Consider the following 13256-nt stretch of genomic DNA (forward strand, 5'->3'; position numbering starts at 1 on the left):
CCCTAGCGTCTGCCACCACGGCCACCACCACCGCCGGCGCGCATGCCGCCACCGCCGCCACCACCGCCGCGATTGAAACCCGAGGACTGCAGGCTCGCGTTGCCACGGCTGACATCGCGTTGCATGCCGCCGCCATTGCCGACGCCCTGGAAGGCGCTGTCGCGGCCTCCGCCAGCGTAGCCGCCACGTCCGCCCGGTCCGCCGGCACCTCCTGGTCCACCTACGCCGCCCGCTCCGCCGACGCCTCCCGGTCTGCCCGCGTTGCCGACTCCACCCGCACCGCCTGCGCCACCCGGTCTGCCGGCGTTGCCGACTCCACCCGCGCCGCCTGCGCCACCCGGTCTGCCTGCACCGCCCACGCCGCCTGGGCCACCAGGCCCGCCAGCTCCGCCCACGCCGCCCGCACCGCCTGCGCCTCCCGGCCTACCCGCGTTACCGACACCACCCGCGCCGCCTACGCCGCCCGGTCTACCTGCACCACCCACGCCGCCTGCGCCGCCAACGCCACCTGGTCTGCCTGCACCGCCCACGCCGCCCGGACCACCTGCGCCTCCCGGACCGCCTGCACCGCCCGTACGGCCGCGAAAGTCGTTACGCGCACCGCCGCCTGGCACGTCACGCGCAAACTGCTGGCGTGTGGCGTTGTCGCGGTACGCGACGCCCTGGCGATGGCCAGGGTCGTGCTGCCACTTGCCGCCCTGGACTTTGGTGCTGTCGAAATTACGATTGACGTTCCTGGCCTTGTTGACGTTGATGTTCACATCGCCGCCGCCCCAGTTGCAGTTGCCGAATATCGCGCCCGCCGCTGCGAGTCCGACGCCCCATGCGAAGCCCGTCGCCAACGCGGCGCCAGGGTAGTACGCAGGAGGCGGGGGCCAATAGGTCGGCGGATAGGCCGGGTAGCTCCATGCGCCATAAACCACCGTTGGGTTGTATGCGGGTACGTAAATCACCTGGGGATTGGTGGGCTCGATGCGCACGACGGTCTGCCCGCCTTGTTGTTGGGGCTGCTCGACGACCACCTGTTGCTGCTCATTCGACTTCAGGTTCCCGGCCTGCTGTGCGCGGCCTCGCAGCCGCTGCACAGCGGCGAGCACGTCTTTTTCCTGGGCAAGGAAGGCGTCACCGAGTTTCTGCGTCCAGTCGATTTTGTCGCTCATCGGCTCCAGAATCTGCGGGAAGGCGACCAGGGATTTCACGCTGGTGTCCCACGTCTGGTCCTGCACGGCCTTGATCGCGTCATCGCCCTTGGCGTCCGGGTGTGCCTTGACCCAGCGCGCGGCCTGGACGATCTCCAGCGGATAGGTCGAAGCCATCAGGACCTGTGCGAGCACCGAGTCGGGGTAGAGCGCGATCGGCGCGACGAGCGCCTCGATCTCCTCGGGTTTGTAGGGCGCGGGCTGCGCCTGGGCCTGTGCCGGGGCTTGGGCCTGGTCTTGCGCGAACGCCGCACATGACATCGCGCTCAACAACACCAGCAACAGCAGTCGGAACGCGCCGGAGATTCGTTCAGTGTACCTGGTCATGGCCACTCCTCCCATTGCCCCGCCGATCCAGCCGATGTGCGGATTACGACATGACGCAGCCGACGGCAACCAGCGCGATGTCTCACGAGCAGGCCATCGCAGGCATGCCGGGGTCAGCGGTGGTCACAGACCTTCGTCGCGCGAAGTGAGGCAGCGAGGAAGGCTATCGCCCAATATTTGCAGTCACGTACCGCGGGAGCAATCGGACCAGAGTCCTATTGACTATTCGTGCCAGTGTGTAGCGAATGAATCACGCCTGCGCGTAAGAATTGCACAGGGTGGCGTCTCATTTCAGATGATGACCTACCATTGCTTTTCGAATCCCATCCAGTTGCTTTCTTTTGAAGCGGGCTGCATATAGCGCGCGTTTACGTGCGTTTAAAATGTTGTAGTGATCACGTAAACTAACGGAAGTCTACGAAGCACGCGCGTTGAGGCACCCATCGATTGAGGTGAAATTCATGATCCTGTCTCGCGCGTGGCGACGGCTATTCCTGACGATGCTGGCCGTTTCATCGATCGGCATTGTGCCGGCTCATGGGCAAACGGGTTCGCCGGGCATGAAACATATGCAGGACGTACAACGCAAGGCGGAGCAGAAGGCGAGGGCGAATAAACATTCATCCGGCCATTCAGGGCAGCACAAGGCGGCGGCCAGCGGTGTGCCGGCTTCGTCACCGTGACGGGAAAAGCCCCATGCTTTAGCGATGACGCATGTTTGCTAGCCAATCGCGCAGTCTAATTTTCACCGAGGCAATGTGCACCGTGCACGCGTGCGATTCACCAGAAATTCGGAATACGAGTTTGCAAATATTATTTGACCCGTTCTCGCACTGAAGCCACCACGCGATGTATGCACATTGCACACGAAAAACGCGAATGAATGCGTAACGCGTATTACGTCTGGATTGGGAAATAATGACCTAGAATCCGGATAGCACTTTAAAGGAAGCAGAATTTTTTCCTGATAATTAACATGTGTTTTCTCGACATGCCGAGCACACGTTCAATTGGAGTTACGCTGCGACAACGGTTTCAGTTGTACATACCCAGCACGTATTTCAATACTTCAATTTGCCACGCCCGAGCCACAACGTTGCCGCACAATCAATTAAATAACGCCGTTGGTCGCCGTAGTTCGTCGCGGTTGTAAGCACATAACGTATGTCGTCGCCGTCTCCAGGCAGGTAAACGAAATCTCGCGCATATTTTCGCCTGGTGTTCGCATCGCGCTGCATGGCGTTCAAACAGGGACGCCTGACTCTGCAGCGATGTCGAAATTCCATGGCTGGATTGCGCGTTCGGAGGCCACCATGTATGGCGAGAACGTGGGAACCCGGAAACGGCCTTTTCGGCTGACGGGTCCGGTACACACCCGAGAGAATCTGCTTCCGCGGCTTGCCGGGGTAAAAGGCCACATTGCTCATCTGGCATCGTTCATCAACGTACCGTGGGGGCCACGCACGAGGGACGATGTCGAATGCGCTGCGCCGCAAATGCTTCGCAGCATGATCGACGTGGTTCCGTCCGCTGCGTTGGCGGTCGACGCAGAAGGCAGCATAGTCGGCGCGAATGCGCGAGCGGCGCTGCTCTTCGGATATGCCACGGCGGAGATGATCGGGGTGCCGGTGGATGTGCTTGTGCATCCGTCGCAGGACAAGGAGGTCGCCGCTCCGATCAGCAGGTCCTGGGTGATGGGCGCCGCCGCAGGCAGCGCGAAGCGTGCGTCCATCGTGCGCAAAAAGGAGGGCGATCAGGACGACGTGCAGGTAACGCGCTCAGTCTCGTTTGAAGTCGATAACGCACGCTACGCGGTGGTCGTCATCGAACCCGCTCACGATGACGCTGCGAGTGCATTAGAGCCCGCATTTCGAAGCGACAATCCGGCACGTCTTCATCGCGAACGCGTTTCCGATGTTGGCGACAAGGCAGCAGCGCTCGCGCATGAGGTCGATCAGCCGCTTACCGCCATTCTCAGCAATGCTCAGGCCGCGCGGCGGTTTCTTGCGATCGAGCCGCTTAACAAGAGCGAACTGTTCGAGCTGCTCGGCGAGATCGTGGCCGATAGCACTCGCGCGCACGCCATCGTCCGCAAGATGCGGAAGTTCGGGAAACGCGAGCAGACCGAGATGGGCACGATCGACATGAACCGTCTCGTGTGCGATGTTATGCAACTTCTGCACCGCAGGGCGACGGAGTGCGACGTGTCACTGAACTCGCACATCGATAAAGGGTTGCCGTTGCTGCATGGCGATGCTGTCCAGTTGCAACAGGTACTCGTCAATCTGATCATCAATGCATTCGATGCCGTGCTGGACTGCGGCAGCGACGACCGCTCGGTCTACGTCCACGTCTGCCCGATGGCGGGCGTCAGCGGCGTACACATTGCGGTACGCGACCGAGGTATGGGCATGAGCGACGATCAGTTAGCTATCCTTTTCAAGCCATTCTCGACGTCGAAACCGGACGGAATGGGCCTTGGATTGTCCATCAGCCGTATCATCGTCACGGTGCATGGCGGGCGCTTGTGGGCCGAGCGCAATGCCGACCGTGGCATGACATTTCATATCGAGCTTCCTGCGGAGGGGGCGACCATGAATACATGCGTGCGAGAGCGACCATGAATACACCCACATCCGTTGTGTTCGTCGTCGACGACGATGAGTCGATACGCAGGGCGTTCGGTCGCCTGCTCGGTTCGGCGGGCTATACCGTTCAGACGTTCGGTTGTGCTGGCGAGTTTCTCGACCACGCCGATCTGACCAGTGCGCCTGCCTGTCTCCTGCTCGACCTGAAGCTTCCCGACCTTAGCGGCATTGCATTGCAGCAGCGGCTGCTCAGCAGCATTCCGATTATCTTCGTGTCGGGTCACGGAGGAATCGGCACCGCCATCGAAGCGATGAAGGCCGGCGCGACGGATTTTCTGTTGAAGCCAGTGGACGAAAAACTTTTGCTCGAAGCGACGGATCGTGCATTGGCGCTCGCGCAGCAATGGTTCGAGCAGCGCGCGCAGCAGGCTGAAATCCAGCGTCGCGTCAACCAGTTGACGCCGCGCGAGCGAGAAGTGATGGCGCTGGTTGTTGCCGGCCGGCCGAACAAGCTCGTGGCGGATGCGCTAGGCGCGGCGGAGAAGACGATCAAGATTCATCGGGCACGCGTGATGGAAAAAATGCGGGCCGAATCGCTCGCGGAACTCGTTCGTCTCGCCGAACGAGCCGAGCTGGGTAGTTCCCCCGTTACGATGCCGGCGCGCACGCTCGCGCGTCATCCGTGAGTCGCACGAGCAGACGTTTGTGAACGGGTAAAACGTGATCCGGCGGGGCGACGCAGGTGGTCTTCTTTTCCCGCCTGCGCGCCTGCGCGCCTGAACAACTGAACACTGCCTATACGCTCAGGAATACGTGCGTGCCACTTCCAGACCCGAACCGCTCAGTCTTCGCGTCTCGGCGGCACGACCTGGACGACGATCGTGCGGTTTTTCCAGAAAAGATTGTGAATTCGCGGCTGGAGCATCCGCAGTGCCTCGGCGTCGACCTTCTCGAAGGTCAGCACCACGGCGGGACGCTCGCCGGTCCCGGGTACGTACTGGATTTCGTCGAACGGCGGAAATCCGTATCTGCCGAGGAACTCGTTAAGCTCTTCCGACGACACGTCGGCCTCGACATTTCCAATCCACAGATCGGCCATCATTGTCCTCCGCGTTGGCTTCGCCTCGAACACACCCGGAACGCCCGGATTTCGGCATCACCGTCATTTTGCATCGTTCCACGTGTTCTCACCTGCGGCCTGGCACGCCACGTTGCGGTTACGAGTCTGCCCTCCCGGTCCTGCGGCGCGGGCCGGCTAGAAAGTCTCCGGCACGTATTTATAGGGGTATTCCGGCTCCACGTAGCCCGACGCCTTCTGCCGCTTCGGCAACACCACCTTGGAGCGGGGCACGCTCTCATAGGGAACCGTGCTGAGCAGGTGCGTGATGATGTTGAGCCGTGCACGCCGCTTGTCATTGGAACGCGCGACATGCCATGGCGAATAGTCGAGGTCGGTCTTCGCGAACATCTCGTCGCGAGCTCTCGAATAGTCGTGCCAGCGGCTGTACGAATCGAGATCCATCTGCGACAGCTTCCAGGTCTTGCGCTCGTCGTGGATGCGGCCTTCGAGACGGCGGGTCTGCTCGTCGGGGCTCACTTCGAGCCAGTACTTGATCAGGATGATGCCCGACGCGATGATTGCTTTCTCCACCAACGGTACAGCCGTCAGGAATTCGTCCGCCTGCTTCTGGGTACAAAACCCCATGACGCGTTCGACACCCGCGCGGTTGTACCAGCTCCGGTCGAATATCACGACCTCGCCCGCTGCCGGCAAGTGGGGAACATAGCGCTGCAGATACATCTGGCTTTTTTCGCGTTCGGTGGGCGCCGGCAGTGCAACGATCCGGAAGACGCGCGGACTCACGCGCTCGGTGAGCGCCTTGATCGTTCCGCCCTTGCCCGCGCCGTCGCGCCCCTCGAATACGATGCAGATCTTAGCGCCGCTTTTGACGACCCATTGCTGCATCTTGACCAGTTCGACGTGAAGCCGCTCCAACTCCTTCAAATAGTCCTTGTTGCTCATCTTTGCTTCGGACTTTTCCTCGGACTTCGCTTCGGTCTTCACCTCCCGGCCTTTCGCATGATTTGAAGTTCCAGACATGGTTTCACTCCCAGGAAGATACCCTTGCGCTGTGGTGAGGCATCGCGATCAAAGTCCGTGCCGATGATTCCTGAAAGCATGAACTGCAGGTCAAGGAGGGCACCATAAGACCTTGGTCCTATTGAGCCGCGCAGCCAGTTTCTTACACAGTGCTCGTGCGTGAGGCGAGGGATCCGCTCGACCGCCAGCTAGGACCAAAGTCCGATTGTTGCCGGCATGGGGCGTCGCCATACTGATCTTTACCGAATCAGCGACAGGTCTGCTGCGCGCTGCCATTTCGCCGCGAGCAGGCGTAACCCGGTGGGTACGTTCAAACAGTCGGAGCCCCGTCCTTTCAAGCAGCGCGCGTTGGACCGGAAGCTGTCGCGTTCGCCGGTCCATGCCGGGTCGAAGGCGGGCCTTACGAGATCACCCTGAGGCAATGATGGCGCGCGCGTGCATGCATGAGAAGCAGCCGCTGCAATGGCGAACGGCACAGGCATCCGTATGCGGGTCCGTCCTGAAAGGCGTGCTCTCAATTGCCTTTGCCATTGCGCTTCCTGGCCTGCTCGACGGTTGCAGCAAGAAGGCGCCGGTCGCGGCTACCCCCCCGATAGAGGTCACCATAACGACGGTGGCGCCGCACGATACCCCCGTGGATTTCGAGTTCACCGCGCAGACCGAGAGCTCGCGCGAGGTTGAAATACGCGCTCGGGTCGATGGCTTTCTCGATCGGCGCATGTATGTGGAAGGGCAGTTGGTCAAGACAGGCCAGGTCATGTTCCTGATGGACCCCAAGCCTTTCGAAGCGGCGTTGAGAACCGCTCAGGGACAATTGGCCCAGCAGCAGGCGCGCCTCGAAGTGGCAAAGGCGAACCTGGCGCGCGTGCAACCCTTGGCGGCAGAAAACGCGTTGAGCAAGAAGGACCTCGACGATGCGGTCGGCAACGAAAAGCAGGCGCGGGCCGCCGTGATCGCCGCGCAGGGCGAGGTCGACACGGCGCAACTCAATCTCAGCTATACGACGATCAAGTCGCCTTTGAACGGACTGTCCAGCTTCGCGCGACAACAGGACGGCAGCTACGTCACGTCGACGCAGAATGGGTTGCTGACCTATGTCTATCAACTGGACCCGATGTGGGCCAACTTCAGCATTTCCGAAAACCAGCAACTGCGATATCGCGATCAGATTTCAGCGGGGCAGTTGCGGTTTCCGGCTAACAATGCGTTTTCGGTATCGCTCCAGCTTGCCGATGGCTCGATCTACAAAGGACGCGGCTCGATAGACTTCGCCAATCCCGCGTTCAACACCGAAACGGGCACGTTTCTCGTGCGGGCGGTCTTCAAGAATCCGGATGGCTCGCTGCGTCCCGGCCAGTTCGTGCGTGCCCGCGTCTCGGGTGCCATCCGCCCCAACGCCATACTCGTGCCGCAGCGCGCCGTTCTTCAGGGTGCGAAAAGTCACTTTGTCTGGGTCGTGGACAAGGATGGCAAGGCGCGTCAGCGAGTGGTCGAGGTGGGCGAATGGCACGGTGACGACTGGTTCATTCTCGATGGCCTGAAAAACGGCGAACGGGTTGTCGTCGATGGCGCGATACGCGTCGTGGCCGATACGCCCCTCAAGATCGTAGCGAGTCCGGCGACGCCTCAGGCTCAGGCCAATGAGGAGTCTGGTGCGTCCGGGCCGGCCGCGGCGCCGCCGTTGAATCGCCCTGCGGGCGGAGAGGCGGCATCGGCCGCGTCCAACTGAAGGGCGCTGGCGATGAGCATCTCCCACTACTGCATCGACCGGCCGATTTTCGCTTCGGTCATCTCCATCGTCATCACCCTGGGCGGCGCGCTGACCATGCTGGCGTTGCCGGTCGCGCAATATCCGGACATCACGCCGCCGCAGATCACGATCAGCACAACGTATCCGGGGGCGAGCGCAGAAGTGGTCGCCAACAACGTAGCCGCGCCGATCGAGCAGCAGGTGAACGGCGCGGACAACATGATTTACATGAATTCATCGAGTTCATCGACCGGAAACCTGACGATCAACGCCTTCTTCGAGATTGGCACCAACCCGCAGCTTGCGCAGGTCGACGTGCAGAACCGTGTCAATCTCGCGTTGCCCCAGTTGCCGCAATCGGTTCAGGCGCAAGGCGTCCAGGTGCAGAAGAAGTCGTCGGCGTTCATGATGGTGATCGCGATCTATTCGCCCGACGAGCGCTATGACGCCACGTATATCGCGAACTACGCGAACATCTATGTGCTCGATGCGCTCAAGCGGATACCGGGCGCGAACCAGTCGAGCATCTTCGGCACGCCGGACTACGCGATGCGCATCTGGCTCAAGCCTGACCGGATGGCGCAGTTGGGGATCACGGTGGCGGATGTGCAAAACGCCGTGCAGAACCAGAATCAACAGTTCGCGGTGGGGCGCATCGGGCAGTCGCCGACGGGCTCGCCAGTCGAGCAGTCGTTCGCCGTGACGACCACCGGACGGCTTGCCCAGCCTTCCGAGTTCGACGACATCATCCTGCGCGCGGCCAGCCAGGGCGCGGCGATCGTGCGGCTGCGGGACGTGGGTAGGGCAGAGCTCGGGCAGAAGGACTACTCGATCCGCAGCCGGTTCCAGGGCAAGCCTGCCACCATCATCGCGGTCTACCAGCAGCCGGGCGCGAATGCGCTCGACGTGTCGAAACAGGTACTCGCCACGCTGGCCGAACTCAAAAAATCCTTCCCTGAAGGCCTCGAGTACCGGATCGCGATGGATACGACCGAGTTCACACGAGCCTCGATCTCCGACGTCGTTCACACATTCTTCGAAGCGCTGGTGCTGGTCGTCATTGTCGTGTTCGTGTTTCTGCAGAGCCTGCGCGCGACGCTGATTCCGATTCTGGCCGTGCCGGTTTCGATCGTCGGCGCCGCCATGGGCATGGCGGTGCTCGGGTTTTCGATCAACATGCTGACGCTATTCGGCATGGTGCTGGCGATCGGCATCGTGGTCGACGACGCGATTGTCGTGATCGAAAATGTCGAGCGCAACATGACGGTCCACAAGCTAAGCTCGAAAGACGCGGCCAAACGTGCAATGGACGAGGTGGCGGGGCCAGTCGTCGCTATCGTGCTCGTGCTGTGCGCGGTGTTCGTTCCGGTCGCTTTCGTGAGCGGGATCACCGGGCAACTGTACAAGCAGTTCGCGATCACCATCGCCATTTCGGTCGTGATTTCTGGCGTCGTTGCGCTCACTTTGTCGCCCGCTCTTGCGGCGATATTGCTCAAGAGCACCCATCACGAGAAGAAAGGTTTCTTCCGCTGGTTCGAGAATGCGTTTACACGCATGACCAAGGGCTATATCGGCGTGGTCAACCTCGTCATCCGGCGCTGGGTGATCTCGCTTTTACTGTTCGCGGGCATGATCGCGCTCGCGGTCATGATGATGAAGTCCATTCCGTCTGCCTTCCTTCCTCCGGAGGATCAGGGGTACCTGCTCGGCGCAGTCGTGATGCCTGACGCCGCAAGCCTCGACCGCACGGCGGCGGTGTCCGATCAGGTAGCCGAGTACTTCATGAAGCAGGATGCTGTGGCCGGTATCGCAACCGTCGACGGTTACAGCCTGCTCGATGTGCAGAACAAGAACAACGCCAGCACGTTCTTCGTCGGGCTCAAGAGTTTCGATGAACGCTATGCACGGGGCAATGCCCGCACGCAAAATGCTCACGCTGTGCTGGTCGACGCCTACAAGGCGCTGTCGACCATCAAGGAGGGGATCGTCATTCCGGTCAACCCGCCTTCCATCCCCGGTCTCGGCACCACGGGCGGCACTGAGGTATGGATTCAGAGCAAAGGCGACGCGACCATCGCGCAACTTGGTGAGGTGGTCCGCCAGTTCATCGCGCGGGCGCGGCAACGGCCCGAACTCGCCCGTATCACGACCACGTTCAATCCGAACTCCCAGCAACTGCTAGTCGATGTCGACCGCGAACGCTCGGAAACGCTCAGCGTGCCGGTGGAAGATGTGTACAGCGCGATGCAGACCATGTTCGGTTCGCTTTATGTATCGCAGTTCAATCGTTCGAGCCGGCTATGGCAGGTGATCCTGCAGGCCGATCCGTCCACCCGGCTAAGACCGGACGATCTCGACCGCATCTACGTGCGCAGCAGGACCAATACGATGGTGCCGTTGCGTGCCGTGGCGACTTACCGGTTCGTGACGGGACCGGACCTTCTCACGCGCTTCAACAACTTCCCGGCGGTCCTTGTCACGGCCAACGCAGCGCCTGGATTCAGCTCCGGGCAGGCCATCGCCGCGCTCGAGGACGTCGCGGCCCAGATGCCGAACGGATTCGGCGTGGCGTGGAGCGGTGAGGCTTATGAAGCGCGCAAATCGGGTGGGACGTCAGGCTCTGTGTTCATCTTCGGCCTCGTGATGGTCTTTCTGATTCTCGCGGCGCAGTACGAAAAATGGTCTCTGCCGGTCGGCGTGCTGATGGCGGTGCCGTTCGCGATTTTCGGAGCGTTGCTCGCCATCCTGATGCGCGGACTTCAAAACGACATTTACTTCCAGATCGGGCTCACGATGCTGGTCGCGCTGGCGGCGAAGAACGCGATTCTTATCTTCGAGTTTGCAGTGATGAACCGCGAGGGGGGCGCCTCGGTGCACGACGCGACGATCGTGGCGTCAGAAGAGCGGCTGAGGCCGATCGTCATGACCTCGCTCGCGTTCATTCTCGGCTGCGTGCCGCTGGCCATCGCCGTGGGTGCATCGGCCAACAGCCGCCACTCGATCGGCACGGGTGTGATCGGCGGCATGCTCGGCGCAACCGCGATCGCCGTGTTCTTCATCCCGATGTTCTACTACCTGCTCGAAACGATGTCGTCTCGTTCGAGCAAGAGTTCGGCGACGCCGGACAAGGGCGGCGATGCCACGGGCACCGGAGGTCACTCCGGAGCGGCAGGGGCGCCGAATGAAACGCCTTCCGCGCCGCGCGAGGATGACTGAGATGCATGCGTCCACCCGTGCGTGCTTCCATGCCGGCGCCCGTTTGTCGGCCATAACGCGGCGGCTCGCGCCGTTGCTGGCATTCACGCTGAGCGCTTGCCTGCTCGGTCCGGATTACGTGCGGCCTAACGTCGAGGTGCCCGCGAACTACCGGTTCGCAAGCGCTGAAGTGGCCGATGTGGCCAATACGCTGTGGTGGGAGCAATTCCAGGACCCGGTGCTGGATCAACTGATCGGCACGGCGCTTGAACGCAATCGCGACGTGAAGATCGCCGCAGCCCGCATCGACGAATTTGCCGCGCAGTTGCAGATTACGCGTTCCGCGTTCTTCCCGCAGGTGAGTGCCGGGTTCGACGCGTCGCGCCAGCGCGTGTCCCGCTCGAGCGGCATACCGCTGCCCGCGAATGTCGATCCCGTCTACAACCTGTTTTCCCCGACGGTTGCCGCGTCGATGAACATCGACATATTCGGGCACACCCGCCGCCTGACCGAGGCCGCGCGCGCACAACTCGCTGCGACCGAGGAGGGGCGGCGCGATACCATCCTCACCCTCGTCGCTTCGGTGGCGGTTTCGTACATCAATCTGCGAAGCCTCGACCGGCAGCTCGATATCGCGCAGGCAACGGCCACGAGTCGTGCCGAGGCGGTGCGGGTGTTCACGCTGCGTTTCCAGCACGGGGAAGTGTCGGAGATGGAGCTTGCGCAAAGCCAGTCCGAGTACGAGTCCACGCTCGCCACCATCCCGCTGATCGAGATGCAGATTGCGCAGCAGGAGGACGCGCTGTCCGTGCTGCTCGCCCAGAATCCTGGGCCGATCCCGCGTGGCCGCGAACTGCCGGCGATCGCGTTGCCGGCAGTTCCCGCAGGTGTGCCATCGGACTTGCTGGTACGGCGGCCCGATTTGCTGGAGGCGGAACAGAACCTGATCGCGGAAAATGCGCTGATCGGGGCGGCGCGTGCGCTGTACTTTCCTTCGCTGTCGGTGTCGGGGCTGATCGGTGCGGCGAGTACCGTGTTTTCCAGCCTGCTCACCGGACCCGCGTATATCTGGTCGGTCAGCGGATCGATCGTGCAACCGATTTTCACTGGCGGCAACATCACCGGGCAGGTCCATCTCGCCGAAGCGCGGGAGCAGGAAGCGCTCTATACGTATCTCGAGACCGTCCAGACAGCATTCCAGCAAGTCGAGGATTCGCTCATCGCACTGCAGAAGAGTCAGGGACAACTCGCCGCTCAGGGCAGACAGGTCGATGCCCTGACGACCTATGCGCGGCTCGCGCGCAAGCGCTATGAGGGCGGCTATACGAGCTATATCGAGGTACTCGATGCAGAGCGGAGTCTTTTCAACGCGCAGCTTACCTATACGCAAACCCAAGCGGCGGAGTTGACTTATTACGTCAGCCTCTACAAGTCGATGGGCGGAGGATGGGTGACGCAGGCCGAGCACATGACGATGCCAGCGCCGCCGACTCCCGCATCGGAACCACAGGTGCCGCAGGCGCAGGTTCATTCGGCGGATATCGCGAGCGCGGCGGGTCGATAGCGTTGCCCGGATTCGAAGTCATCGTTTCGCTCGATGGCTGACCGGATCATTGCGCAGTGGGCCGTGCGCGCATGGCGAACTCTCATTCAGCCTGTCTCTCAGTCACTCCTGCAATTTCTGTTCGCTTGCCCGCTGCGACGCCTCCTGAATACCCCGAACGGCAGCGGCAACCATCAATCCCGTGATCACGAGTCCGACCAGACCCAGCAGAATGGCATCGATCCGGCCAAACGTCGAAGTCGGCACGACATCGCCGTACCCGATGGTGAGGGCGGTGATCGCGCAAAAGTACACGGTTTCCCCCCACGGCGAAGGTGTCCGGTTCGCCGTTTCGACGGGGGCGCCGAAGTACCACATTCCGATCGTCAGCAAGACGAATAGCGCGAGAAGTCCGATCAGGATCGCACGCAAATACCAGAGGGTCCTGCCCATTTCCTGCAGGATGTCGCGTGCATGCAGGCGGACGACGGTGTCGTTTTTCGCAGCATTCATTGCACATACCTCGTTGATGGCGCATTAGTGCCAGGCGAAA

General features: G+C 61.6%; 9 protein-coding genes. 5 read left to right on the forward strand and 4 right to left on the reverse strand.

Annotation, left to right across the window (positions count from 1 at the left end; all coding sequences use genetic code 11):
• Nucleotides 1-2 precede the first annotated feature (2 nt).
• On the reverse strand, nt 3-1526 hold the full coding sequence (locus L0U80_RS27060; RefSeq protein ID WP_233873320.1) for a DUF3300 domain-containing protein: 1524 nt from the start codon (nt 1524-1526) through the stop codon (nt 3-5).
• Nucleotides 1527-2650: 1124 nt separating this feature from the next.
• On the opposite strand from L0U80_RS27060, the gene L0U80_RS27065 reads away from it, so the two are divergent.
• Entirely contained in the window at nt 2651-4150 is a 1500-nt protein-coding gene (locus L0U80_RS27065) for a PAS domain-containing sensor histidine kinase (RefSeq protein ID WP_233873323.1), read from the forward strand.
• Nucleotides 4147-4800 (forward strand): response regulator transcription factor, encoded by a 654-nt coding sequence (locus tag L0U80_RS27070; protein ID WP_233873326.1) that lies wholly within the window; start codon nt 4147-4149, stop codon nt 4798-4800. Before L0U80_RS27065 ends, L0U80_RS27070 begins: the two co-directional genes overlap by 4 nt.
• A gap of 155 nt (nt 4801-4955) precedes the next feature.
• Here the strand turns inward: L0U80_RS27070 and L0U80_RS27075 are convergent, their stop codons facing one another.
• On the reverse strand, nt 4956-5213 hold the full coding sequence (locus L0U80_RS27075; protein WP_233873886.1) for an RNA recognition motif domain-containing protein: 258 nt from the start codon (nt 5211-5213) through the stop codon (nt 4956-4958).
• Between the two features lie 156 nt (nt 5214-5369).
• Entirely contained in the window at nt 5370-6137 is a 768-nt protein-coding gene (ppk2, locus tag L0U80_RS27080; protein WP_233873889.1) for a polyphosphate kinase 2, read from the reverse strand.
• 457 nt (nt 6138-6594) lie between these two features.
• Between ppk2 and L0U80_RS27085 the strand changes: the two genes are divergently transcribed.
• Genes L0U80_RS27085 through L0U80_RS27095 form a run of 3 tightly spaced genes read left to right on the forward strand, consistent with a single transcriptional unit; the run spans nt 6595 to nt 12724 of the window.
• A complete protein-coding gene (locus tag L0U80_RS27085) occupies nt 6595-7944 on the forward strand; it encodes an efflux RND transporter periplasmic adaptor subunit (RefSeq protein ID WP_373322319.1) in 1350 nt (449 codons plus the stop codon).
• Nucleotides 7945-7956: 12 nt separating this feature from the next.
• On the forward strand, nt 7957-11181 hold the full coding sequence (locus tag L0U80_RS27090; RefSeq protein ID WP_233873329.1) for an efflux RND transporter permease subunit: 3225 nt from the start codon (nt 7957-7959) through the stop codon (nt 11179-11181).
• A gap of 1 nt (nt 11182) precedes the next feature.
• Nucleotides 11183-12724 (forward strand): efflux transporter outer membrane subunit, encoded by a 1542-nt coding sequence (locus L0U80_RS27095; RefSeq protein ID WP_233873332.1) that lies wholly within the window; start codon nt 11183-11185, stop codon nt 12722-12724.
• Between the two features lie 102 nt (nt 12725-12826).
• Here the strand turns inward: L0U80_RS27095 and L0U80_RS27100 are convergent, their stop codons facing one another.
• A complete protein-coding gene (locus tag L0U80_RS27100) occupies nt 12827-13216 on the reverse strand; it encodes a potassium channel family protein (protein WP_233873334.1) in 390 nt (129 codons plus the stop codon).
• Between the last annotated feature and the right edge of the window lie 40 nt (nt 13217-13256).

Origin of the sequence: Paraburkholderia adhaesiva (assembly GCF_021390575.1) — a bacterium.
GTDB lineage: Bacteria > Pseudomonadota > Gammaproteobacteria > Burkholderiales > Burkholderiaceae > Paraburkholderia > Paraburkholderia adhaesiva.

Coding starts and splice junctions, on each gene's coding strand:
- L0U80_RS27060 (WP_233873320.1), bottom strand. CDS start 1,526: ATGACCAGGTACACTGAACGAATCTCCGGCGCGTTCCGACTGCTGTTG.
- L0U80_RS27070 (WP_233873326.1), top strand. CDS start 4,147: ATGAATACACCCACATCCGTTGTGTTCGTCGTCGACGACGATGAGTCG.
- L0U80_RS27075 (WP_233873886.1), bottom strand. CDS start 5,213: ATGGCCGATCTGTGGATTGGAAATGTCGAGGCCGACGTGTCGTCGGAA.
- ppk2 (WP_233873889.1), bottom strand. CDS start 6,137: ATGAGCAACAAGGACTATTTGAAGGAGTTGGAGCGGCTTCACGTCGAA.
- L0U80_RS27085 (WP_373322319.1), top strand. CDS start 6,595: ATGCCGGGTCGAAGGCGGGCCTTACGAGATCACCCTGAGGCAATGATG.
- L0U80_RS27090 (WP_233873329.1), top strand. CDS start 7,957: ATGAGCATCTCCCACTACTGCATCGACCGGCCGATTTTCGCTTCGGTC.
- L0U80_RS27095 (WP_233873332.1), top strand. CDS start 11,183: ATGCATGCGTCCACCCGTGCGTGCTTCCATGCCGGCGCCCGTTTGTCG.
- L0U80_RS27100 (WP_233873334.1), bottom strand. CDS start 13,216: ATGAATGCTGCGAAAAACGACACCGTCGTCCGCCTGCATGCACGCGAC.